Source organism: Paenibacillus foliorum (assembly GCF_013141765.1).
Lineage (GTDB): Bacteria > Bacillota > Bacilli > Paenibacillales > NBRC-103111 > Paenibacillus_S > Paenibacillus_S foliorum.
On record NZ_WHOD01000056.1, the window covers coordinates 138890 to 163437 of the forward strand.

Sequence of the window (24548 nt, forward strand, 5' to 3'; positions counted from 1 at the left end):
CTACCTCGATGCTCTTATCCATAATGTGTGGAAAGTATTTATTAGTATTACGGCCATTGCCACTCGACAAGATCGTCACTCCACGCAATCCCAATGCATGCATAAGTGTCGAAAATAGTGCGTTCATCCTCCGGGCCAGTTCCGTGAAAGAACATAAGGAACTTCCCGATCCCCTTTACAAATCTGCAGTCTAATACAAAACCGGCCGTAATTCTTCCCCTAGCCCAGTCCCAATCCTGCTGTCCAAAAGTCAATATGCCCTCGTCATGAACCCAATTTTTCAAATCGAACGATCTCATTACTCCGATGCCATTCTCCGGAGAGTGGAACATTACGTATTGATCCTTTTCATTCAAAATACAAACGTTCTCTCCAGCGCTTTCGTTCCCATAATAGGTCCAATGCTTCAAATCATACGAGTACGAAAGACTTACGCCATTCTGTTTATAGAAACACCACCATTTACCCGGTTCATCCTTACTTTCGATCAAATAGGGGTCTATCATTCGTCCTAGCTGCTCGATTGGAGTTTCCTCTCCCTTCAACAGGAGCGGTTCCGGCTCTGTCCAATGAACGAGGTCCATGCTTTCCATACTCCAAATCCGAGAGCTCGCATTGCCATACTTTTCCCCACTAGGCCTTGGATAAGTTTGCAGACACATAACCCAGCGATCGTTGTGACGGATTATGTTGCCTGGGCTTGAGAAGTTCAAGCCGTTGTCTCTCGGAGTCAAACGTCTCGATTCGCTCCAATTCACCAGATCCCGGCTTTCACTCATTGCCGTATACATATATACTTGTCCGTCTGGCTCTGTCTCGACCAAGGTATAGTACAGCCTGAAAACACCTGCATAATAGTGAACCGTAGGGTCCCGATACGCGATGTGACTACTGCCTTGAAGCACTATGGGTGACTGAATATGGTTCAGATTATATGCGTTCAAGTCTGCCCCTCCCATCCATCAATCTTGATCCGAAAGAATAACTGCCGGCCGTATTCGTAAGTCCTCATCAAACTCAACCTTCAGTATGGCCGGCCGTTCCCGAAACGGGGCATTGGAGTCGTTACCGAAGAACGTACTCCACCACTGCCCGTCCTTATCCTGAAAGAACATATTGTGTCCGCCATACGGAACCGCCAGATAACGATCACCATAAGGACCATATACATGCTCTGAGCTCGCAACGAAGCAATGATAATCACCATCAATGAATTCAGCACCGGCTAGATGGTATCTACCAAGCGCCTTGAATAGAAACGTTCCCTCAAAACCAACATGCTCGGCATTAGCCGGACATAGCAGCCGCAGTTCCTCCGCCAAGCCTGTCATATCCTCATTCATCCGAGCAATCTTGCCGTTATCGCACAGAAAATATACGGCCCCATCATCGTCCTCAAAGAGTGAAGCGTCAATATGCGGACTAAGCGGTGAGTTCACAGCGATAGCATCTACATAAGGCCCTTCTGCGCGTCCGCTGATGCTCTTTAACAGACCATTCCCTAGTCTGGGAATGCTGTACGTGAGCCAGAAGGTTCCCTTGATAGAGTGTATTTCGGGCGCCCAAAGCGGTCGAAATGGCACGCCGTCTCGAAGCCCTGTTTCCTTCTGCCAAGTACCGTCACGATCCACATTCCATACAATGGAGCGTCTGCGCGGTTCCGTTATAACGGGGCTCCATTGAATCAGGTCTACTGATTTCCACACCTGAATATCTCCTGTTACGGCCCACCAATCAGGAGCTCCTGTTGTTCCCGTCAAATAATAATAACCGTCATCTCCAAGACAAATAGAGGTATCGCGAATCGGATAATCGAACAACGGCTCAAGTAGCTGCGGTAAACGTAGATTATTTGTCATCATCATTACCTCGCATGAATAGTTAAAATTCCATAGATGCTAAAAGGAATTCCGCCGAAGGTCGGCGGATTCCTTTAGAGATCCTATTTATTTACCATTGCTCTTGTTGTAATCAGCGGTAAATTCTTCGATGATTTTGTCGCCGCCACTTGAACGCCATTTGGCTACAACAGCCTCCCAACCCTTATCATCCAGCTCGCCCAGAACGAATTTAACTTGTGCATCCGTAACGGCTTTCTTCAAGTCAACTCCTTTTTGTGTGTTCATGTCTGAAAGTAGGGCAGCACTTAAGTCAACAACCCCGATTTTTTCGTTATCCGTAAACAGCTTATCGATCTTTTGTTCAATCGGTGTTTTCATGAGTTTCACGCCGGCGTATTGATTGCCCCATCTAAAGTTTTGCCAATCGTCAGATCCTTTTGATCCGTCGATTTTCTTTGCCGTTCCGTTTTCTGTCTTATAGTCAGTTCCTTCTATTCCTGCATTGATCAAAGATAGCATCGGCTCATCGCCCATTTTATCCAAGAACCCCAGAACTTGCTTCAATTTCGTTTCATCTTTCACGTTTGATTTAGGAATTGCAATCAATGAATCATAGCCATTAGTGCCCCTTACACGTTGTCCCTGTGGTCCATCGAAGTTTTGCGCGACATCAACCACTACTTTAGGATCCTGCTTAATCATATCTATATGGCGGCCGTAGCCGTCATCGATAACAGAGAAATAAATGCCGGCTTTTCCTTGATTGAAGTAATCATATTTTTTAGCAATTGGGAAATCCGCAGCGATTATTTTTTCGCTAACCATTTTCTTATACAAATCCAATGCGGGCTTGAATTCCGGAGCCATAAAATCAGGGATAACCTTGCCATCCTTCAGTCCCCAACCGCTTGACGCGCCGTTGTAAATGGCCAGTTGCTTAAGCAATTCCATGGTGGCATCCTCTTGAATGCCGAACGTATTTTTCTTACCATCTTTGTCCGGATCGTTTTCGGTAAACGCTTTAGCAACCTTGTAAAGATCATCTGCCGATTTCGGCATCTGAAGCCCCAGATTATCCAGCCAATCCTTACGGATAATCATTCCATAACGGGAAAGCACACGCTCACGCGGAATACCATACAGCTTCCCGCTTATACTTGCGTTCTTCACCGCTACCGGGCTCATCTTGCTTAAATTTTTGTAATCTTTCAAGAAAGGAGTAAGCTCCCAGAATACACCTGACAGCTGCGCATTCAAATTTGCCGTCTCTTTTGTTTTCCGGAGTAAGATCAGATCAGGTAAATTTCCAGAAGCAATCGTGGCGCTTACTTTATCGTCATAAGCTGTTCCCGCTCCCGGTACCCACGTGATATCCAGCTTTGTATTCGTATACTCCTCGATTTTCTTCAGAAAAGGGCTATCCTTTTTCGGAGGCTCCGGGGATTGCTGAATCATCATGACTTTCAATTCCAACGGCTTTACCGGAGTGCCCGCTGGTTGTTGAGCCGCTGGGGTTTCTTTCTTAGTGGAAGTACACGCCGCCAGCATCGAAGCCGTTAAGCAAGTGACGCAGACGACAGTGAGCAATTTTGCAGACTTGCGGGATGCATTCTTTTTCATATTAAATCTCCTTCATTATTAAAGTGGACTTTTTAAACTGCCTCTATAATTAGCCTTTCACTGACCCCAATAGTGCGCCTTTAGCAAAGTGCTTTTGCAAAAACGGATAGACGATCAAGATAGGTAATGTCGAGATCACAATAACCGCCATCTTGATGGTTTCCGCCGGCGGTGGAACAAAATTCTCACCGAATTGCGTAGAATCGCCGATCCCCCCTTGAGATAATATAACAATTTGTCTTAGCCATACTTGAATAGGCCAGAACGTACTGTCATTGATGTATAAAATTGCATTAAAGTAAGCGTTCCAATGTCCTACCGCATAAAATAAAGCGAGTGAAGCAAGAACTGGCGCAGATAACGGAAGCACAATACGGAATAAAATCCCTATATCGCTGCAGCCGTCAATCCGAGCGGCCTCCTCAAGTCCATCCGGAAGCTGCTGGAAGAAGCTGCGCATAATAATTAAGTTAAATGCGCTTATCAAGCCCGGAACAACTAATGCTGCTGGATTGTCGAGAAGCCCCGTCTCTTTGACGACCAGGAAGGTGGGGATCATCCCACCGCTAAACAGCATGGAGAACACGATCAGCTTCATGAAAAAACTTACGCCCATTAAATCTCTTTGGGCCAGCGGGTATGCCATTAGTGCGGTGAAAAACAAGTTGGCCAATGTCCCTGCTACTGTTATACCTATAGAAACAGCTAAACTCGATAAAATAACATCGGTCGACAAAATATACTGATAACCGACAAGAGAAAATTTAGTTGGGAATAAAATAAATCCTTTCATGATCAACTCTTCCGGAGCCGTCACGGAAGCTGCCAATATATAGATGAACGGCAATACACAGACTGCAGCAATAAGCAGCAGCAGCAAATAATTGATTCCATCCAGCAATCTGCTGGATAGACTTTTGTCAGCCATACAGATGTCCTCCTTCCGTTAGTAAATTCCGTCTTCACCGAACCGCTTAGCCAAACGGTTGGCAACTACGACCAGAATTAATCCAACAACTGATTTAAACATGCCTACTGCGGTACTATAGCTGAATTTACCCTGAGAAATACCTGTGCTGTATACATAAGTATCGAACACTTCCCCTACATCGCGGTTCATCGGATTAACCATAAGGAAAATTTGCTCAAAGCCTGAATCTAGAAAATGACCAATTCGCAAGATGAGCAGAATAATAATGGTACTTCGAATAGCAGGAAGCGTTATGTGCCACATTTGCCTCCACCGATTGGCTCCGTCAATTCGAGCTGCTTCATATAACTGCGGATCAACACCAGCAAGCGCTGCCAGAAAAATTATTGTACCCCAGCCTGTCTCCTTCCACATCACTTGAGAGGTAATAACGGTCCGAAACCAGTCGCGGCTAAGTAAGAAGTTGACAGGCTCTTTGCCGAAACTGTTCAACATATTATTGACGATCCCGCTCTCCGTTGAAAAAAACAGGAAGCTGATTCCAACTACCACAACCCAGGAAACAAAATGCGGAATGTAGATGAGGGTCTGAACTAATCGTTTGAATACATCCTTACGTACTTCATTTAACATGAGGGCAATAATAATGGGTAATGGGAAAAAGAATACAATGTTATAAACAGCTAATATAAAGGTGTTCCGAAACAACACCCAGAAGGTCTCGTCATTGAAAAAAGTTTCGAAGTGCTTAAAACCAACCCATTTACTCCCAAAAAAACCCTGGAATGGCTGATAATCCTGAAAGGCTATTAGAACGCCCCACATTGGCACATATTTATAAATAAGGAAGTACAATAGTCCGGGAAGCAGCATGAGATAAAACCATTTCTGCTTTTTAAGCCGGCGGTTGAAGATGACCATTTTAGAAGCTGTAAGCGTTTGAATTTTTGCAGAATCGGCCTGCATCACACATCCCTCCAAAGTTTCCCATCTGTTTATGTTCACCAGGGATACTCCTAACTTAAACGTCTTACGGATTCATGTCTACAATCACCACGGCATATTATTGCCATTGAATGGTTATAGAAGCCGGATATACACCTGTTGGGTGAATTCATAATCAATACGGCAGATCTAATAATCATAAGGGATTGCAGGCTTTTTCTAAGAAACATTAGCTCGATGCTTTTTAATCAGTGACATGATCCAATATATCAATGGAAGGCATTCCACAAACAGGGCAAAGTTAGGCCAAGACTTTAAAATAAATTGATTCAGCTCTATCGAGTTATTAACCAAATGTATAGATATTCCGAGCATGATCGCACCGAATGAAAAAGAAAACGGCCTAGTATCTTTAAGCCCCATAAGCTGTGTAGAGATCAATACGGGAATATACAACAGAATACTGACTTTTATAAATAAGCTGGCCAACCAGATTGCTACAAAAATGGGGTCTAAATTTTCAAGGAAATCTCCGATTCGTATAAAGCGGAGCATTTCCAATATAGGGTAATTCATTTGCCCTGATAAGTTTGAGCCGAATAACAGAAAACATAATACAAAATTGATTTCAATAATGAAAGCACTGACTACCGTCGACCACAGCAATGAACGAAACGTTTTCTGTGACTTGGCTATAAAAGGAAAAATAAATACTACCATATACATTTCACCGAACCAAGGAATGAACGGATAGGATTTGCTGAACAGACTTGCAGCATTGAAATGAGTCAATAGCGCAATAGAACGATCATAATTAAGCTCATTAGCAACCAAAAAGGGGGTGATTACTACTACGCAGAATGTAATGAGAAAAAAGCCTGCGGCGCAGCGGAAAATAGCCTCAATCCCGATCCTTACTGCCATCGTAACAACAAATGTAAATAACGCGGCAACGACCCATGACGGGGTAGTAGGTAAATACACCTGCACCATGAAATCTGTTACCTGTCGCAGCACTATGCCCGCAAGATGAATAAAAAAGAAACAGGATGCTATCATCAGGATGATGTGAAGCCATCGGCCGACCAGCTCCTTTCCGTAATGAACCAGGAATTCACCAGCCCTCTGCTTGGCAAGTACAATAGATATATAGGTAATGAGAAGCCCTCCGGCAGCAGCAACAATAATAGTCAACCAACCTTGATAAGCCTGCGTAGAAAAAAGTAGGGTCATTAAAAATCCCGTTGCCGTAGAAAAATGGAACAGGATGAATAATAGTCCAAGCTCTAGCTGGGATATGCGCTGCATAACTGCCATCTCCTTAACCCTTGTAGCAAATCTAACTACCGAACACTAATTCAATCCAATGGTTAGGACTCGGAAAGCTTTTAACAGAATAAACCAGCATTACGTACACATAAGCCACAAGCAAACAGCATCCTACCATCCAATAAGTTCGTACCTTTCGTTGGCGATGCCTTAGATAATCCCACTCCAGTAAAGAGATCACTATAAAAACTATCGTGATAGCAGTCATGGTTTAGCCACCTTAGCGATGAAACTGACGTATGATGGGGTTTTTTTCTGTTCCGGTTCTTTTTACATTTACCTTGGCATCCACATTAAATTCAACACTTTTAAACGTGCTCAGCCAGTGTTCCTCATGCTTTTCCCATACTTGGGGATAATTCCAATCCAGAAACCGACCGAATCCAAACACATCTGCTTCCATATTTTGAGTCTTGCGAATGGCCTTTTGAATTCTTTCTTTCAACTGCCGAGAAAGCATTTCCTGCAATAGGAGTATTTGTTCAGGATTAGTCAAATCAATGTTAGACTCCGATGCCATGATGTCATCCTCCGCTTCTATGCGAATATCAAAACTGATTTTATTTTCTTTTACCATGGGATGTATAGAAGCTTTGGAGCTCAGGATAATAAAACTGACCGTTTTGCCGTCCGTTGGAGATTCTAGTGAAATCATCGCGTTTTTCATTTTTCCTTTTAACCAGAGCCAGGCTCTCATCTCCTTAACGTCAAATGTGCCAATCATTTTATCCTTCCTGAAGATAGCTGCCCCATCTGTCCCAACCCACTTGCTTTTCTTCCCTTGTTCACTCAGCATTTCTGTTTCACCTACAGTCATCATTGCTGCAGCCGTATCCCCATCTGTTGCCGCTGATTCCAAGAAGTCCTTAACGCTCGTATCCAGCGTCACTCTCCTCTTAGCAAATTCTCGGAGCACCTCTGCTGGAAGCCTTTCAAATACAGGCGTTAAGTTGGAGATATCCTTCGCTAGCTTCGGAGCGACCATTAAATAGCTCTTGGTATGAAAGTTCGGTTCTCGGGCTACGAATTCCAAGATAGATTTCACCCCCGACTCTGCCATCTTCCTCCCTACTACAATAACCCGGCAGTGCCCCCATGAGATTTCCCGGCTTAAGTCTGAGCGAATCAGGCGGAGCGCAATGACTATACTCTCAGCCTTTTTGGTCACTATGGTGTATGGATTACCACCGCCGCTGCCTAATCCCGTGGATGAGCCTCCTCGTGAGCCCATTCGGTTTGGCAGAGGAAAGCCCAAGGACAACTCATAGTCCCCATCCTCCAAACGGTCTATGTACATAGCTGTCACGAAGGCCCGATCGTTAATCTCAACCCTGGACCAGCATCCGGTTAAAATCAGCAAACACCACAAGGCCAATAAAAGTCCTACTCCTGTTGTTCGCTTAAGCAGCATCATTAATCTCCATCATCCTCTGGAATTTGCGGCCGTTTCCGATAGGTTTGCCGCTTACCATTATTGGTTCCATAAAGCAGAGGCCTCTTCTTCATCATCCACCATGGAGCCCGAATCAGTACGTCCTTCCAATCACTAAACGCGATTGGCGCCGTAGGTGAAAGATAAGGTGTACCGAATGATCTTAACGACACCAGATGCAAATAAATAAGCAAAACACTAATAATAACACCGTACAAGCCGAAGCTCGCAGCAAGAATCATAACCGGGAAACGCAAAAGCCGAAAGGTTAGCCCCAGATCAAAATGAGGGATAATAAAAGAAGCAATTCCCGTAATGGAAACAACAATAACCATAGGAGCGGAAACGATTCCTGCCTGAACCACGGCTTGACCGATTACCAATGCTCCAATAATAGAAACGGTTTGTCCGATAGGCTTGGGGATCCGCAGCCCCGCTTCTCTAAGCGCCTCAAACGTGATTTCCATAATGTAGGCTTCAATAATGGCGGGAAATGGAACATCCTCACGGGCTGCTGCTACTGTAAGCAATAGATTGGGAGGCAGCATTTCCGGGTGAAAGGTGCTAACCGCTATATAAATTGAAGGCAGCAAAAAAGAGATCAATAAAAACATGTACCGAATCCAACGGATCCAAGTAGCAGCAACAAACCTTTGATAATAATCCTCAGGTGACTGAAGAAGCATATAAAAGGTAACAGGAACAATAAGAGGGATCGGCGTTCCGTCCACTATAATAGCGACTCTGCCCTCCAGCAGTCCTGCGCTTACGACATCCGGTCGCTCGGTATATTGAACCTGAGGAAATGGAGAGTAGGGGTTATCTTCAATAAATTCCTCGATATAGCTACTGCCAAGCACCCCGTCAATGTCAATCCGTGATAATCGTTTCTTCACTTCATCAACTAACTTCTGCCCACATATGCCTTCGATATAACAGAGTACAACAGCTGTTCTAGTGTAAGAGCCGAACTGAAAATGCTCCAACTTTAAGGCGGGATGCTTGATTTTTCTGCGAATCATTGTGAGGTTGGTAGAGATATCTTCGACAAAGGCTTCCTTCGGCCCTCGGATTACAGTTTCGTTCTCTGCCTGGGGGATCGCCCTTTTCTCTATGGATTTCATCGGAAACAAGATGAGCTGCGGCTCGTTATGAACGAGAAGGACTATCGTACCTTCAAATAACGAATTTAGTGCAGCCTCCAATTCCGTACTGATTTCCACGTAGGAGACAGGCAGCTGCTTCAAACCTGCGATTTTCAGCACCAGCTCGGCACCGGTTAAACCCGTCACTTCAAACATCAGGGGCGATAAAACCTGTTCCTGCAGCAGCTTTTGATCAGTAATGCCCTCTATGTATATAAATACGCAAGGAATGTCCCCCGGAACGCGGACCTCATGAAACTTAATGTCCGTGCAATTTTTCAGCTTTTCACGGAACCAAATAAGCTTTGAGGATAAATCACTCCCTACTTCCGTTATTGGCGCTGAAGAAGTCAGGTTCGATGAATTGCGAATTAGCCCTTTACGCTGCTTCTTGAACCATTTGGAGAAGAACATGATTCACCTCTGTAGGCAATTTCTATATATATTCCCATTAATCGCTATGAATTATGCACTTTCTGGACGAATCAACCGTTCAAGCTCCGAGGTTTTCCCGTAAGCTATCTAATAAATAAAGCAGCCCACCCTGGAAGGTGAGCTGCTTACTGTATTTGCTTTATGTTATAACTCCATATGTGGGAGTTTGAGGCGAGCAATCTGGGTTAGGACGGACTATGGAAAGGATGGATTATAGATTACGCATTAAGCATTAAGGAGTAATTGTGATCAGGTTGGCAATCTGCTTGTAGTCTGGAGTCCATTCCACCTTTGCAGCCAATGATTCCACTACCTTACGAACCGGAACAAATACCGTTCCTTGCTTAACCTGCGCTTCCGCCTCAGGAGTATCCGATATTTTCAGCACAATCGTCTTTCCTTTGAGGCTTATAGTAACTTCGGATGATTTAGCATCACCTTTAATCTCAGCGCCCAGCGTCTGCTGGATGACACTGACTGGAACCATGGTACGCTCTGAGGCAATGAATGGCTCTTTTTCCACTGTAACCGCTTTGCCGTTCGCTTCTAAATAAATTTTGCCGTATTCAAATCCCTTCAACCATTCGGGCCCTACATCCTTAGGTTGTAATGGTTGGTTCGTTACAGCAGCTTGAGACTCACTATTCCATGCTTTTATTGCAGGACTTTGCGGACTAGTCCGATAGATTCCATCCGATGCTAGAGTAAGCTTTGGATCTTGTACCGTAATGCCTTCTACAGGCTCAATGCCTAGCTCTGCACCATACATGAAATTGCCTTCGTACTTAAGCTCAGCGGAATCATCGAGCACCTTAATTAAAGGCAACGTACCTTTCCCGCTTGCTACTACTAGATTGTTCATAAGCACCGTACCTGCTGGCGCAAGTGAATTCGTAGCGCTCTTCTTGTCACCCACAATAATGTTGTTCTCATTATTAACCAAAGTGTTATTAGCGATAGTAACGTTCTTAACTTGGAAATATTTGTTCAGATCAGAATTCGGGATGCCATTGGTCATCGTGATAGCTCCACGAGTCGCGTTGGAGCCAACAATACCGCTGATGTAATTGTTAGCAATGACATGATCCTCGCCGATAACGCGAATGGCCCCGGCATTGGCTTTTCCATTAGCGAGGAAGAAGTTATTCTCAATATGTGAGCCATTGCCGTGACGAAGCGTAACAGTAGCCGCATTGTTCAAGAACGTATTGCCGTTGATAACGTTCTTGCCAGATTTAATAGACATCATCTCGATCTCGCCGTCATTATTCTCGAACAGGTTAGTCTCAACCGTAGTATACGAATCCGTAAGGGAATGCGTGCTCGTGCCGATTCGCAGCGTCTCCGCTTCGTTGCTCACAACTTGTCCTTTATTATCCCGCAGGATAGGACGTCCGGCAAAATAGTTGTGATCGATCTGATGATAGTTCTCGCCTACCTTCTCTCTCCATACAACCATTGTTGCTCCAATATTCTTCTTGCCCTTAAAGTAGGAATGATCGACCCGGTTATGATCACCGTATAAACCTACCCACTTCGTATTCGTCTCATTGCTCGCTGGGTTATAATCGATCATCTGAATATTGGTAAGGCGAGAGTGTGAAGCTTCCACATCGCCAACCTTGAACTCAATAACGCCCGAATCGTCGATATCTCCCCCGTCTTTGAATACTAGGCCGTCTACGGTTAGGTAAGAACCTCCGATATTTAATGTAGAGGAACCGGTCAAAAATACTTGTCCTGGCGTTTCCGCACGAAGGGTAATCGGCTTGTTCTCCTTGCCTTCACCTTCTACGACAACAGCTGCGTCCTTCCAGACCCCATTCTTCATAACAATCGTATCACCAGGCTGGGCTTTCTTCATCGCGGCTGCGATTTCGTCTACCGTTGATACCTTCACTCCTGGCGTCTCAGCAGAAGCTCCTGTGGGAGCAGTCGAGAAAGCGATTACAATACAAAGCGGTAATAATGCACGATTCCATTTTTTCATTAGCTTATGCCTCCTCATACAAATGTACTGCAATTATCCTACAAGTACACTTGCATGGGGTAGCGGTTGTTTTTAGGTAGGCTGTGGTTTTTTCCATTTTCGTCCATTCAGAAGTGCTACTGCTCAAGCAGCTTGGCTACCATCCTGCATACAACTCTTCAAGATCATGCCAATTGTCAGTCAGCCAGATCATTTCCTCAGCAAAACGTTTGGGCGGTGCACTGAAATCGTCCATGCCTGGTTTTAACCACCAATGCGCCTCACGGCACCATAAAAGCTTCAAGGCTAGCGGCAATCGACCTCTCGGAAAAGGTCTTTCCTCCCTGTAGCCAGCAAGAAAAGCGGAAGCAGGTTCAATACGAAGCTCTCCCATGTGCAAAGCGCAGGACAGAAGCACCCGAGCTATATCTATCTCCGGATATCCGAATTGGATGGTGTCGAAATCTACGAAGTGAACCTCACTGTCTTCTTCGATAAGCATATTATCGACCCATAAATCCCAGTGCGCCCAGCCTGGTTCAAGTTCGCTAAATATCGATAAATCCAAGCACGACAGTAGCATTCCTTGCTTCTTGATAGCGCGGATAGCTTTCTCATTCGGGATGGCTAGATCCATCACTTTCTCCAGATTGGACCGCCATTTGTCTATCATTGTCGTCATTGAAGGTACCCAGATCACGCCCTCTGCTGGAAAGCTTGAAAGCAGGACATGCATTCGACCGGTAGCCTTCCCCAGCTTATGCATGGTCTCTGTGTCCACTAAGCCAGCTTGAAGCGGATGACCCGCAACGCGCTGCATGACCACATAGAAATGACCTGATGGGGATTGGAAAATGTACTCTCCATCCTGGCTCCACACTCCAGGACATAAGCTCGCCTGGTCATGCAGCTGCTGCTGGAACGATAGCGAGCGTCCGATTTTGGCACGGCGGTCCGTATCTGTCAGTTGATACCGCTTGGGGTGGTAACATTTAACGAACAACTCCCCAGCATTGGTTGTAACGATCCACTTCATATTATATAAACCTAAAAAATTGGGTATATAGCTGTAAATTCGCAAGCTGAATAACTCGGCTAAATGCGCGAATACTTCTTCCCTCACCTCAGAATCATCCGTAACACGGGCTTCAACAACGCTTGTCATTTAAGGATCACCTTTTTCCATATGGATAAATGAATTCGTATAGCCTTAAAAAGTTTGAGCGCTCACCTCAAAATTTTATAGAACTGGTGTTCCATAGTCAAACGCTGTGCCCGTTGATTCCATCCTTATAGATAAACCCGAAGCTACTTACAGGATATGGAATGATGCCTATTTGAGAAAGTGATCGGCTATGAATTTCTTACGATTTCTTTCTTTTTCACCGTTTTTCAAAAAAATGTACAATCCATTCTATAATCCGAATTCCCTTTCAGAGCCCAGTAGTTAATGCGAGCCTATTCGACGCTATCCATTTTAATTAAGTATTGGTGACATTTTGTGATACACTTCTTCATGATGACTACAGCGTCAAGTTTAGGGGTCGACCACTAGCCTCTAAATTTGTTACAATGGGAATAATTCAGTTGCACAAGGAGCGCATAAAATGAAATATATCAGCACACGGGGACAGGTAGCCCCTATAGGCTTTATCGACGCGATTCTGATGGGACTTGCCGATGACGGCGGCTTGCTAGTACCTGAGCAGTTGCCTCAGCTGTCGGACGACACCCTTAAACAATGGCAGCAGCTCACATATCAGGAGCTTGCACTTGAGATTTTCTCCTTATTTGTAAATAATGAAATTCCGCGGGAGGATCTGAAGAAGCTTGTCGATGACAGCTATTCAACATTCCGACACGAGGAAGTAACGCCGGTACACCAGATCAATGAAGGTCTATATGTGTTGGAGCTGTTCCATGGCCCGACATTCGCCTTCAAGGATGTAGCGCTGCAATTTCTAGGCAATCTGTATTCATATATCTCCCGTAAAAATAACTCCATCATTCATATTCTTGGAGCGACCTCAGGTGACACCGGCGCTTCAGCGATCGAGGGCGTGCGCGGCAAAGAAGGAATCCGCATTTGTATTTTGCATCCTCACCAGAAGGTGAGCAAGGTACAGGAGCTTCAGATGACAACAGTCTGCGACAGCAATGTGCTGAACCTCTCTGTAGAAGGAACCTTCGATGACTGCCAGCGTATCATTAAAGAATTGTTCGCTGACGTAGACTTTAAGCATCAGTACCATCTGCGCGCCATCAATTCGATCAACATTGCCCGAATTCTCGCACAAACTGTGTATTACTTCTATGCCTACTTCCAGTTGGCAAACAAAGGGCAAGCCGAGAAGATCAGCTTCAGCGTACCGACAGGCAACTTCGGTGATATTTTTGCCGGTTACCTAGCTCAGAAAATGGGTCTTCCCATTCACAAGCTCATTTTGGCGACTAACGAGAACAACATCTTGGCGCGCTTCGTGAACGAAGGCTTGTATCAACCGGGGGCTTTCCGAGGAACATACAGTCCATCCATGGACATTCAAGTGGCAAGCAACTTCGAACGTTACTTGTTCTACCTGTATGAAGGAGACGCCGCTACTGTAACTTCTCTCATGTCACAGTTCAAGGCAGAAGGCCGCATCGTTATTCCAGAAGATCTGTTGAAACGCGTACAAGCTGATTTCTCCGCTTACAGTGTGGACAACGAGGATTGCCTAAACACAATCCAAGAATACTACGAGAAGCATGGCTATCTGCTGGATCCTCATACCGCCTGCGGCGTAGCAGCATCCGATAAGCTTGCAGCTGACGGTGAAGTAACGGTCGCACTTTCGACCGCCCATCCGGCCAAGTTCGACGAGTCCATCCAGCTCCGCAACATTAGCCAGACTTATCCGGAGCAGATCCAAGCTCTGTTTGATAAACCGCAAAACCAAATCGTAGTTGACGGAACTAACGAAGAAATAAAGAAACAGCTATTGACGTTTTTTTAATCTAATAAAAGAACGGCTCTGTTCGCATCCATTGCGACAGAGCCGTTCTTTTTATTTCGTCTTTTCCAACCCTATTAGTTGAACACAGCGCTCATGCAGGCAAATTAGATAGTTACTGTCGATGCAGCTTTACACTCAAAACGAGCCCCACCGCCAGCATGTTCGTCAAAAGCGAGCTGCCACCGTAACTGACGAAAGGTAGCGCAATCCCCGTTAAGGGCATGAGGCCGATATGCATCGCTATATTTTCAAATATTTGCAAGGAGAACATCGAAATGACGCCAATAATTAAATATCGCCCTTCTATATCCTTAGTATCAATGGAAATCCGAACCATCCGGTAGATGAAGAAAAAATAAACCATCAGCAATACGGAGCAGCCCAAAAATCCGAATTCCTCTCCGATCACGACAAAAATGGAATCCGCATAGCTATACGGTATGAAGCCTCCACGAATAAATAACCCGTTAAGGTAGCCCTCTCCGCTTAATTGTCCGGTGCCAATAGCACGAATGGAGTTAACGACATGCCAGCTTCGATCTGGATCTGACAGAGGATCAAGAAACGTTTGAATGCGCTGGAGCTGGTGAGGCTTAACAATTGCGGAAAACATCTCAAAATGGAAGAAATAGAGCAAGACAATTCCTGCAATCGCCGCAAATGCAAATAAAATGCCTGTGAGGATATGCTTCCACTGCATATTTCCAACCCACAGTATCCCGACAAACACACATATAAATACGATGGAAGTGCCCAAATCTGGCTGCTTCAGCACCATGTAAAAAGGGATTCCTACTATGAGCGCAGCGGGAATCAATTCATTCCATATCCGAATCGGCTGTCCGTCACGTTTTTTCAGCCAATTGGACAAAGCCATAATCAGGAATAGCTTCATGATCTCCGATGGTTGAAAAGCCTGTCCTCCTAGTGAAAGCCAGCGCTGAGACCCGTTAATTTGCATACCATTAAAGGAAACAAGGAGCAGCAGCAAAATGCCGATGCCATAAAAAATATAGGAAAAACGGTGAATCAGAACACGGTAATCCAGCAAACTCAATCCGATCATGGGGATGAATAAAATTCCAAAAGTGATCAGATTGTTCTTATACAAGCCTTCATAACTAGTTTCAAAGGTAGCGCTGTAAATAACAACCGTGCTGAGAACTAAAAAAATGATTAAAATAAACAGGATCGGCACATCCAGTTGTTTGAGCTTATAAAGCAAGATATTCAAATCCTCTCTAGCTTGTAACACTGCATATGGAGAACACTTTTATGATCGTTATACACCGCATCATTTGGTTAACTGCCGCGGGTTCTTGCCAATACGTGTGAGTATCCTCGTCTCAAGCCGTTCATACAAGCGAACAAGCGAAACCAGCTTATTTTGGGCCCAAGCCCATCTGCTGACAATTATACGAATGACAATCGCGCATAAAATGCCATTAATCATGCCACCTACAATGTCCAGCGGATAGTGGACCCCGACCCATACTCTGGAGAACGACACACAGGATGCCAAGAGGAACAGAACCAATCCCATCGGCTTACGGTACAGCAGAAGGACTGCTGCAATAACGAATGTGCCGGTTGCATGGTTGCTCGGAAAAGAAGCGGTAGCTTGATGAGCAATCAGTTGGATCACATCATGCTCCACAAAAGGGCGCTCGCGGAATAAGAAAATTCCACACAATTTGCTGACGCCAAACGCTGCGCAGGACGCCACGAACGTTTCCAGAACCATCAGTCGATTTCGTTCCGATCGTGTAAGCCCGTACGCCAGCAAACCGAGAACGAATAGGTAAACCGCTTGCTCCGCAAAAAAACGCATCAGCAGGTAGATGAAGCTGTCTTTACCAGCTGTTAGATTGATAAATTGAAAGATTCGGTAGTCGATTTCCGTTAACATGAATCTGCGCTCCTTCACTTGTGTTAAAGTACATCAATTTTCATCTAGGGTTAGTTTAAGCCCATGCTGCAAGCTGATGTCATTACTGTTGATCTCGGGAAATACTTAATAACATACCGGTGCTTGCCATGCAAAGAATTAATGAGGAACCGCCATAGCTTGTAAATGGAAGCGGAACTCCCGTAATTGGCAAACTACCGGTAACGGCACCGAGATTAAGCAGTGCCTGAATGGAGATCATCGCAACGATACCCATCGCCAGCAGAACGCCAAATGCTTCCTGACACCGGACGGCCGCCAAACACCCACGCCATACAAAGAGTATGAAGATCAGGATGAACAGCCCACACCCGACAAATCCCCATTCCTCTCCAATTATGGCGAAAATAAAGTCAGTATGCGCTTCCGGCAAGTATAAAAATTTCTGAACGCTTCCCCCAAGCCCTGTGCCCATAAGCCCGCCATGCCCTAAAGCATAGAGCGACTGCACCAGCTGATAGCCAGAATCGGTAGGGTTATCGAAAGGATTCATATATGAAGTAATCCGTTTCAGCCGATAACTTTTACTTACAGCCAAATAAATGAACAGCGGAACCAGTCCCAAACTGAGCATGAGCAGGTGGCGCCAATTAAAACCGCCAATCAAAATAATCGTCCCCACTATAAAAAGCAAGATCAGCGCGGTCCCAAAATCCGGCTGCAGCATGATAAGCAGGAAGATAACACCGACCACGATCAGGATGGGCAGTAATCCTTTCTTGAATAGGCGGGTCTTGTCACCTTTTTTGCTAATGAGCGCAGACAAATAGATGATGAGCGACAATTTGGTGAATTCAGCCGGTTGAAGGGTGAGTCCGCCCACCATAAACCATCTCCTCGCTCCATTGACGGACGTTCCGACTATTAATACAGAAACGAGCAGCAGTAGCGAAATCAGCAAAAGGTAAGGTGCTGTTTTTTGCCAAAACGGATACGGGATGCCTATAAACAAAAACATAAAGCCTAATCCGATAAACGCAAATAGGCTCTGCTTATAAACGTAGTACGTAGGTATATTGTATTTAAATACAGCCAATGGCGAGCTAGCGCTAAATATCATAACAAGACCAAAGCCGACTAGCATCACGGTTACGATAAGCAACAAAAAATCCAAGCGCCCTCTTTTGCCATTCATATTTGTGAGGCACCTCCTAAAAGCAGCATCACCGAATAGCTGGGCGATCTACTGCCGGTCCTGTCTTAGGTGATCCGGCTACTTATGCGCTTGGCCCGGGATTTTGTCCAATTGGAGGGGATTGTCGTACCCTTTTTTGCCCCTTAGCTTTAATGCGTTATTTCTCCATTCATAAATGTCCATTCCAGTGCCTCCAGCACCCAGAGACCACCCTAACATAATCTCGGAAGTACCGTCCCCGTTGAGATCAGCAAGCTGGACATAATCGACTCCGTAACCAAGGCCATTTGCATCGCCAACGATCCTCCATACCGCATTCTGCTGCTTCAACAGCGAAGCCTTAATCATTTTTTCGTGGAGAGAGCTTTCCTCATACACAACCACAGCTTCATCGACTCCGTCACCGTCCACGTCTCCGAATGAAGCGACTTGACTTTCATTGCCATGGTGCGGTATCAGCAGCCGGGCTCCGTCAGGAAGTAAGGCTTGGAGCGTTGTGCGGAAATTGTCCTTCGGGAAGCTTCCTTCTGTGGCTGGGGGCTTGATCAAATCGATGGGAGCTGCTGGCATTCCGCACCCGGTTGTTATCCATAATGCCGTTAAGATCATTCCTGCCCTAAGCGGTTTGCTGAGCATTCGTTTCGCCTCTCTTGTCACGAGCCTGTTTTTTATTCTATAGGGTTAAGAAGCAGAAAGGGTTATGAAAAAGTTAAAATTAGCTCCAAGCCTTATACTGGAATCCTAATTTCGACTATTGTACCCTTTCCAACACGGCTGTCTATTTTTAACTGCCCGCCATGCAGCTTAATAATTTGCTCAGATATGGACAGACCAATGCCGCTTCCTGGGGTATGGCTGCTTCCTTTGAAAAACTTTTGGAAAACATGCTCCAAATCCTGCTCCGCAATGCCTGATCCTGTATCCTCAACGGTTATCATGATCTGTTCTTGAGTTGAGCAGGCATGAAGCTTAATGGCTCCACCAGGTTCTGTAAACTTAAGCGCGTTATCGATCAAATTAATGAGCACCTGTTTCAAACGGTTTTCGTCGGCTTGAAGGAGAGGGAGGGGAGCGTCGGTCTGGACCTCCAATGAAATACCCTGACGCGCAGCCCTTGGAGCTAATTGTTTGCCGATATGGTGAAGCAAATCTCCGATCTGAAGAGGGGCGCAGCTTAGCATCAGTCGTCCGTTATCGATTTTGGAAAAATCAAGCAGCTCATCCACAAGCCGTGTCAGCCTGTCACTTTCGGCCTCGATAATATCCAGCCCTTCCATGAGATCGACCTTCCCGTCCTCGGAGTCGGATTTCAGTGTTATCGCCCAGCCTTTAATTGAAGTCAGCGGGGTGCGCAGTTCGTGGGAGACCGATGAAATAAAATCATTTTTAAGTCGCTCGTTGCGCCGGATTTTGGCTGCCATCATCGTCAAAATATCCGCTAATGTCCCAAGCTCGTCCTGATACCGTTTCCTTACAGATACTGTAAAGTCGCCTTCCGCCATTTTTTCCGCCGCTAGCTTAAGCTCTGTGATCGGGCCGGTTATCGTTCTTGAAACAAGGATGCCGAGAACGGCGACGATTACTACAACAACAAGACCGGCCGCAATAAAAATAGCCGAAATTTGGTTGACCGTTGTGTTCGTATCGGTTAGGGAGGTTATGAACCGAACAACCCCAACAATGGTATCGTTTGCCTGTAACGGATAAGATACGGCCAGAATAGCTTCATGCGTGAGGGGATCATATCCTCTCCAAGATCCTGTATGTCCGCTAAATGCTTCCTGCACATCCTGAAAAGCCGTTTCATGGACATCAGCGCGCAAACCCGTGGAGTCTTGAAGTAGCTGCCCGGATGAACCGATGATCTGAACCTGCGCGGTGGAATGCTGCGAAAATCCTTTTAATAACCTTTCCGACTGCTTCTCCAAGTCCTCATCTGCAAAATATTGATTAAAAAAAGTAGCAGACAGCTCCGCTTGATTCATCATAATCCGTTCTATATTGTGATAATAATAGTACCTGACGAAAAAGATAAGAAATAGCTCTAAGATCAACACCGTGATCAAAATGACTATAAGATAGCTTCCGACTAATCTTTTCTGGATTCCAAGCAATTCAATCGTCCTTTCTCCAACGGTATCCCAGACCCCAGACGGTTTCGATCAGCTGCGGTTTGGAGCTGTCGTCTTCAAGCTTCTCCCGCAGTTTGCGGACATGGACATCCACCGTTTTAGTGTCACCGACGAAATCCTCTCCCCATACCAGGTTGAGCAGTTCATTTCTGGATAACGCTATATTTGGATTTTCTACAAATACTCTGACCAGTTGGTATTCCTTAGGCGTTACTTCTATTAAACAGTCATGTTTAAATAACTGATTCGAATCCAGATCTATCCGGATCGGACGGGACCAAAGCACTTTTCTGTGCCGTTTCTCCACATATTGCGTCCGGCGCAGCACCGTTCGAATTCGGGCTACAAGCTCTAAAGGATTAAACGGCTTAACGATATAATCGTCGGCACCGAGTCCAAGACCTTTTATTTTATCCATATCCTGGCCGCGTGCAGTTATAATAATAATGACAATGTCGGGATCGATTTCCCTCAGCATCCTGCAAATTTCAAATCCATCCATATCCGGAAGCATGAGATCAAGCACGATAACATCAGGTCGATTTAAGGCTATATGTTGAAGGGCTTGCCTGCCTAGAGCAGCCTCAGAGACTTCAAATCCGTTTCTTTCCAAATTGATGGCCACAAAACGTCTGATATGGTTATCATCTTCAATAATAAGTACTTGGTTGCGGTATCCCGTTTCCATAAATGCCTCCTTAAGCATGACAAATCCGTTCTCGTGATAATACCATACGCAGCGCTGCAACGCATAAAAAGCCTGATTTCCCTGCCAGGAACTTTCCATTGGGGCAGCGAGCTTGTGGGATAAGACTCCTTGATATAAAAAAAGAGCTGCCTAATCTGTACCACTTACATTTGTGCGTTTTCAAGGGAAGGATGTGAGCTTCCGGAAGAAGTTACTTTATGCTCTTGCCTGCTCCTGCGGAACGTCAATCCCTTATTTGCCTCGCACTCCTCGAATTCATGAATTCGAGGAAGTACGAGGCGCTATTTCACCAAAACTGGGGTAAATCCCCCTCCATTCAAGCAAATAAGTGATCGTACTTCCGTTTCACTTGAATGATCACGTGTGCAATTCAAAATAGCGAATCCACGTTCCCTATGCCTGCAAAGGAGCACAATAGATAAAACGGTAGGTATTTATGAGAATCCCCCATTACCTTATCCATAATATGGGTTATAAAAAAGAACCCTCAATTCCACTTTAACAGTAGGATTGAAGGTTCATTTGCACATTTTATGAGATACACTCACTTGGGTTTGCCCTTTTGGGATAGCCCCACTATAAATTTATTTCTAAGCCTCAATTAGCAATCGAAGTGTTCTGTCTCCAATCGCAACAGCTTCCATGCCTGCTTCTTCAGCATAACGGACACTCGATAGCAATACGCTGTCCTGTAAAACATGATCAAACCGCTCTAGGGCTACTTTCAGCTCTGAATCGACATTGAGAACGAGGTTAACCCGCTTTTCGATAGGCAGCTCCAGCTTTTTACGATAATCCTGGATGGCGCGAATGACCTCACGAACAAGACCTTCTTGCTCCAGCTCCTCGGTGATTGCTGTATTTAAAGCGACTATCATTTGATACCCGGATGCGGAAGTAAAGCCCTCTTTGGCTTGTTTCTCCACAAGCAGCTCATCCAGCGTGATATGGAGCGCTTCTCCATCAATCATTACATCCAGGAATCCGCTGTCCACCGCTTGCTTGGATTCGGAGGCAGACATTTGCTTCAGATGGCCTTGCACCGGACCCACGAATTTACCGTACTTTTTACCTGCAACCTTAAGATTCAGCTTCAAGCTGTATTGAGCGAAGCCGCTGTCACTTTGTTCCACACGGATCTCTTTGACATTAATTTCATCTTTTATAATATCCTCGTATTGGCTCAGATTGAATTCCCGCGTAAGCGAAACAACCAGCTCTGACAGAGGTTGGCGATTTTTGATGCTGGTCTCATTCCTGATATTGCGCGCCAGCTCAACAATCTGCCTTGCCGTTTCCATGTCTCTCTCAAGCGCGCCATCGATAGCAGCATCGTTCACCAATGGATAGTCCGTGAGATGCACACTTCCCTCGCCCCCGAGGTTATTGTAAAGATCATCTGCAATTAGCGGAGCATACGGCGCGATCATGCTTGCGAGCGTTAGCAGCACTTCATGCAGTGTTTGGTAGGCTGACACTTTATCCGCAGTCATTTCGCTGCCCCAGAAACGGTCGCGAGAGCGGCGGATGTACCAGTTGCTCAGCTCTTCAATAAACGCTTCGATCTGCTTCGCCGGATTCAGGAAATCATTGACCTCCAGCCCCGTGACTACATTTTTCAAGGTACTGTTTAATCTAGACAAAATCCAGCGATCCAATAGGTTCGTAGAAGTCTGCCGCGGATGCTCTTCAGGCTTATATTGATCAATCGTCGCATACAGCGCGTAGAATGCATGCGTATTATTGATCGTATCGATTACTTTTGATTTTGCTTCGGCCACGATTTGCTTGGAGAAACGTTTGCTGTTCCAAGGCGCGCTGTCAGCCAGCAGGGCCCAACGGAACGCGTCTGTTCCCAGCTCCTCGATGATCTCCCAAGGATCGATGACATTCCCCTTGCTTTTGGACATCTTTTGCCCATTTTCATCAAGGATATGTCCCGTTGAAAGCACCGCTTTATAAGGCAATTGACCATTATATAGAGTGGAAACGGCCAATAAGCTGAAGAACCAGCCTCTCGTTTGGTCAATTCCTTCGCAGATCATATCAGCCGGATATTGCTCCTGGAACTGCTTCTCATCTCCTCTCGGATGATGATACTGTGCGAATGGCATCGAACCGCTGTCGAACCAAACATCGATTACCTCCGGTGTTCTTGTCATGATTCCGCCGCAAGAGCAGCGAAGCTTCACTTCATCCACATAAGGCTTATGCAGCTCCAGATCTTCACCGATCGGCTCCACTGATTTCTCCTGAAGATCCTTATAGCTTCCCGGCGCATATTCGCAGCCACAGTCCTCGCATGCCCAAACATTAAGCGGCGTGCCCCAATAACGGTTCCGGCTGATGTTCCAATCGACAAGCTCCTCTAGAAATTTGCCAAAACGACCTTCGCGCAGGTGCGGGGGGTACCAGGCAACTTTACTGTTGTTCTCGATCAACTGCTCTTTGACCGCTGTCGTTTGGATGAACCAGCTCTCCATCGCGTAATAAAGCAGAGGCGACTTGCAGCGCCAGCAGAACGGATAGCTATGCTCGTAACGCTCCTTGGAGAACAGTAGGTCGCGCCCGGACAAATATTTCACGATATCGACATCGCAATCCTTAACAAAACGTCCTGCAAAATCGGTGATCTGATCGGTGTAGCATCCAGCTAGGTTAACTACGTTAACGAAATCCAGCTCGTGCTGACGAGCCGTACGATAATCGTCCTCCCCATGAGCCGGAGCGATATGAACGATACCTGTTCCGCTCGAATCACTGACATAGTCCGCATCTACGACGATATGCCCTTTGTTCACGCTGAGGTATTCAAAAGGAGGCTCATAAGAAGTGCCTACAAATTCGGCTCCTTTATGCGTCGATACAATCTCGTAATCTTCTTTGAACAGCTTTTCAACCAGATTATTCGCGACAATGTATACTTCACCATTGTGTTTTACTTTGGCATAGTCGATATCTTTATTCATAGCCAAAGCTATGTTTGCTGGAAGCGTCCATGGAGTTGTTGTCCATGCAAGGAAGACTTCGTCCCCGCTCTTGCTTCTGAACTTCACTGTAGCACTCAAATCCTTCACATCTTCATAGCCTTGTGCCACTTCGTGGGAGCTAAGCGTTGTTTGACAGCACGGACAGTACGGGCTAACACGATGGCCTTTGTACAGCAATCCTTTGGAATGGATTTCCGACAAAATATGCCACACACTCTCGATATAACCGTTGGTTAACGTAATATACGGATTGTCCATATCCGTCCAATATCCAATCGCCTCAGTCAGCTCACGCCACTGCTTCTCATATTCGAACACGCTGCTTTTGCATTTCTCCACAAATTCGGCAACGCCATATTTCTCGATCTCTTGTTTACCGGAGATGCCCAGCTCCTTTTCAACACCAAGCTCAACAGGAAGGCCATGCGTATCCCAACCGGCTTTGCGGACAACACGATATCCGGACATCGTTTTGTAACGACAGATGAAATCTTTAATAACGCGGCCAAGCACATGCCCGATATGAGGCTTTCCGTTTGCAGTCGGAGGACCCTCGTAAAAGACAAAGTTCGGCTTACCTACACGGTTTTGGATCGATTTACTGAACGTATCATTCTGTTTCCATTGCTCAAGAACGCGCAGCTCGCGTGTTCTCGCTTTTTCCTTCACATCCACTTTTCTCATGCTGACCAATCCCTTCTTCAAATAAAAACATTTTAAGTGCGCTGAATAAAACACAAAAAATCCCGCCCCGTAAGGGACGAGATTAGCTCTCGCGATACCACCCTAATTCCGTAACGATCATATTCCATATGATCTAACGACTCCTCATTCTGCGTACCGTCATACGCGGCCCTTGTAACGGCGGGATCCCGGGACAGCTTACTTACTTGCTTCAGCTTTCCTTCTCGGAGAGGATCTTCGGCTAAGTCTTGAACATTGGCTTTCAGCACAGGGCCAACTCTCTGGGGGACAAGGATTTAACGTACTC

The 24548-nt window shown here is 45.6% G+C and carries 19 protein-coding genes and 1 other annotated feature (1 of these 20 cut by a window edge); of the genes, 1 reads left to right on the forward strand and 18 read right to left on the reverse strand.

What is annotated here, in order from left to right:
- Positions 1 to 47 precede the first annotated feature (47 nt).
- From GC093_RS15360 to GC093_RS15410, 11 genes are all read right to left on the reverse strand, one after another.
- Positions 48 to 944: a family 43 glycosylhydrolase gene (locus tag GC093_RS15360; protein ID WP_171652765.1), complete on the reverse strand. Its 897-nt coding sequence runs from the start codon at positions 942 to 944 to the stop codon at positions 48 to 50.
- 18 nt (positions 945 to 962) lie between these two features.
- Positions 963 to 1859, reverse strand: coding sequence for a family 43 glycosylhydrolase (locus GC093_RS15365; RefSeq protein ID WP_171652766.1), 897 nt, complete (start codon positions 1857 to 1859; stop codon positions 963 to 965).
- Between the two features lie 87 nt (positions 1860 to 1946).
- Positions 1947 to 3461 carry an extracellular solute-binding protein gene (locus GC093_RS15370; protein ID WP_171652767.1) on the reverse strand — a complete coding sequence of 505 codons (1515 nt, stop codon included), beginning with the start codon at positions 3459 to 3461 and terminating at the stop codon, positions 1947 to 1949.
- 49 nt (positions 3462 to 3510) lie between these two features.
- On the reverse strand, positions 3511 to 4389 hold the full coding sequence (locus tag GC093_RS15375; RefSeq protein ID WP_171652768.1) for a carbohydrate ABC transporter permease: 879 nt from the start codon (positions 4387 to 4389) through the stop codon (positions 3511 to 3513).
- Between the two features lie 18 nt (positions 4390 to 4407).
- Positions 4408 to 5313, reverse strand: a complete 906-nt coding sequence (locus tag GC093_RS15380; protein ID WP_246314475.1) for an ABC transporter permease — start codon at positions 5311 to 5313, stop codon at positions 4408 to 4410.
- 243 nt (positions 5314 to 5556) lie between these two features.
- Positions 5557 to 6645: a GerAB/ArcD/ProY family transporter gene (locus GC093_RS15385; protein WP_171652769.1), complete on the reverse strand. Its 1089-nt coding sequence runs from the start codon at positions 6643 to 6645 to the stop codon at positions 5557 to 5559.
- Positions 6646 to 6676: 31 nt separating this feature from the next.
- Entirely contained in the window at positions 6677 to 6874 is a 198-nt protein-coding gene (locus GC093_RS15390; RefSeq protein ID WP_171652770.1) for a hypothetical protein, read from the reverse strand.
- A 12-nt stretch (positions 6875 to 6886) separates the two neighbouring features.
- On the reverse strand, positions 6887 to 8080 hold the full coding sequence (locus tag GC093_RS15395) for a Ger(x)C family spore germination protein (RefSeq protein ID WP_171652771.1): 1194 nt from the start codon (positions 8078 to 8080) through the stop codon (positions 6887 to 6889).
- The gene (locus tag GC093_RS15400; RefSeq protein WP_171652772.1) at positions 8080 to 9657 is read right to left on the reverse strand and encodes a spore germination protein; all 1578 of its coding nucleotides are present in this window, start codon (positions 9655 to 9657) and stop codon (positions 8080 to 8082) included. The genes GC093_RS15395 and GC093_RS15400 overlap by 1 nt, the downstream gene beginning before the upstream one ends.
- Before the next feature lie 253 nt (positions 9658 to 9910).
- Complete coding sequence (locus GC093_RS15405) at positions 9911 to 11668, reverse strand: chondroitinase-B domain-containing protein (protein ID WP_171652773.1); 1758 nt, start codon at positions 11666 to 11668, stop codon at positions 9911 to 9913.
- 136 nt (positions 11669 to 11804) lie between these two features.
- A complete protein-coding gene (locus tag GC093_RS15410; RefSeq protein ID WP_171652774.1) occupies positions 11805 to 12812 on the reverse strand; it encodes a phosphotransferase in 1008 nt (335 codons plus the stop codon).
- Between the two features lie 442 nt (positions 12813 to 13254).
- Between GC093_RS15410 and thrC the strand changes: the two genes are divergently transcribed.
- The gene (gene thrC, locus GC093_RS15415; protein ID WP_171652775.1) at positions 13255 to 14643 is read left to right on the forward strand and encodes a threonine synthase; all 1389 of its coding nucleotides are present in this window, start codon (positions 13255 to 13257) and stop codon (positions 14641 to 14643) included.
- A gap of 112 nt (positions 14644 to 14755) precedes the next feature.
- On the opposite strand, the gene rodA is transcribed toward thrC, so the two are convergent.
- From rodA to ileS, 7 genes are all read right to left on the reverse strand, one after another.
- Positions 14756 to 15877, reverse strand: coding sequence for a rod shape-determining protein RodA (gene rodA / locus GC093_RS15420; protein WP_246314417.1), 1122 nt, complete (start codon positions 15875 to 15877; stop codon positions 14756 to 14758).
- A 60-nt stretch (positions 15878 to 15937) separates the two neighbouring features.
- Positions 15938 to 16552, reverse strand: coding sequence for an undecaprenyl-diphosphatase (locus GC093_RS15425; protein ID WP_171652776.1), 615 nt, complete (start codon positions 16550 to 16552; stop codon positions 15938 to 15940).
- Positions 16553 to 16634: 82 nt separating this feature from the next.
- The gene (gene ftsW, locus GC093_RS15430; RefSeq protein ID WP_171652777.1) at positions 16635 to 17726 is read right to left on the reverse strand and encodes a putative lipid II flippase FtsW; all 1092 of its coding nucleotides are present in this window, start codon (positions 17724 to 17726) and stop codon (positions 16635 to 16637) included.
- A gap of 78 nt (positions 17727 to 17804) precedes the next feature.
- Positions 17805 to 18362: a hypothetical protein gene (locus tag GC093_RS15435; protein WP_171652778.1), complete on the reverse strand. Its 558-nt coding sequence runs from the start codon at positions 18360 to 18362 to the stop codon at positions 17805 to 17807.
- Positions 18363 to 18454: 92 nt separating this feature from the next.
- Entirely contained in the window at positions 18455 to 19840 is a 1386-nt protein-coding gene (locus GC093_RS15440) for a sensor histidine kinase (RefSeq protein WP_171652779.1), read from the reverse strand.
- Between the two features lies 1 nt (position 19841).
- Positions 19842 to 20645, reverse strand: coding sequence for a response regulator transcription factor (locus GC093_RS15445; protein ID WP_376768655.1), 804 nt, complete (start codon positions 20643 to 20645; stop codon positions 19842 to 19844).
- Between the two features lie 512 nt (positions 20646 to 21157).
- Positions 21158 to 24241 carry an isoleucine--tRNA ligase gene (gene ileS, locus GC093_RS15450; protein WP_171652780.1) on the reverse strand — a complete coding sequence of 1028 codons (3084 nt, stop codon included), beginning with the start codon at positions 24239 to 24241 and terminating at the stop codon, positions 21158 to 21160.
- A gap of 69 nt (positions 24242 to 24310) precedes the next feature.
- Positions 24311 to 24548, reverse strand: a binding site (T-box leader) (it continues 20 nt past the right edge of the window).

Bases quoted from the DNA above. Each gene is read 5' to 3' on its own strand.
- GC093_RS15445 (WP_376768655.1), bottom strand. From the start codon at position 20,645: ATGGAAAGTTCCTGGCAGGGAAATCAGGCTTTTTATGCGTTGCAGCGC.
- GC093_RS15400 (WP_171652772.1), bottom strand. From the start codon at position 9,657: ATGTTCTTCTCCAAATGGTTCAAGAAGCAGCGTAAAGGGCTAATTCGC.
- GC093_RS15395 (WP_171652771.1), bottom strand. From the start codon at position 8,080: ATGATGCTGCTTAAGCGAACAACAGGAGTAGGACTTTTATTGGCCTTG.
- ileS (WP_171652780.1), bottom strand. From the start codon at position 24,241: ATGAGAAAAGTGGATGTGAAGGAAAAAGCGAGAACACGCGAGCTGCGC.
- ftsW (WP_171652777.1), bottom strand. From the start codon at position 17,726: ATGAATGGCAAAAGAGGGCGCTTGGATTTTTTGTTGCTTATCGTAACC.
- GC093_RS15410 (WP_171652774.1), bottom strand. From the start codon at position 12,812: ATGACAAGCGTTGTTGAAGCCCGTGTTACGGATGATTCTGAGGTGAGG.
- GC093_RS15365 (WP_171652766.1), bottom strand. From the start codon at position 1,859: ATGACAAATAATCTACGTTTACCGCAGCTACTTGAGCCGTTGTTCGAT.
- GC093_RS15385 (WP_171652769.1), bottom strand. From the start codon at position 6,645: ATGCAGCGCATATCCCAGCTAGAGCTTGGACTATTATTCATCCTGTTC.
- GC093_RS15405 (WP_171652773.1), bottom strand. From the start codon at position 11,668: ATGAAAAAATGGAATCGTGCATTATTACCGCTTTGTATTGTAATCGCT.
- GC093_RS15425 (WP_171652776.1), bottom strand. From the start codon at position 16,552: ATGTTAACGGAAATCGACTACCGAATCTTTCAATTTATCAATCTAACA.
- GC093_RS15370 (WP_171652767.1), bottom strand. From the start codon at position 3,461: ATGAAAAAGAATGCATCCCGCAAGTCTGCAAAATTGCTCACTGTCGTC.
- GC093_RS15380 (WP_246314475.1), bottom strand. From the start codon at position 5,313: ATGGTCATCTTCAACCGCCGGCTTAAAAAGCAGAAATGGTTTTATCTC.
- GC093_RS15435 (WP_171652778.1), bottom strand. From the start codon at position 18,362: ATGCTCAGCAAACCGCTTAGGGCAGGAATGATCTTAACGGCATTATGG.
- thrC (WP_171652775.1), top strand. From the start codon at position 13,255: ATGAAATATATCAGCACACGGGGACAGGTAGCCCCTATAGGCTTTATC.
- GC093_RS15375 (WP_171652768.1), bottom strand. From the start codon at position 4,389: ATGGCTGACAAAAGTCTATCCAGCAGATTGCTGGATGGAATCAATTAT.
- GC093_RS15390 (WP_171652770.1), bottom strand. From the start codon at position 6,874: ATGACTGCTATCACGATAGTTTTTATAGTGATCTCTTTACTGGAGTGG.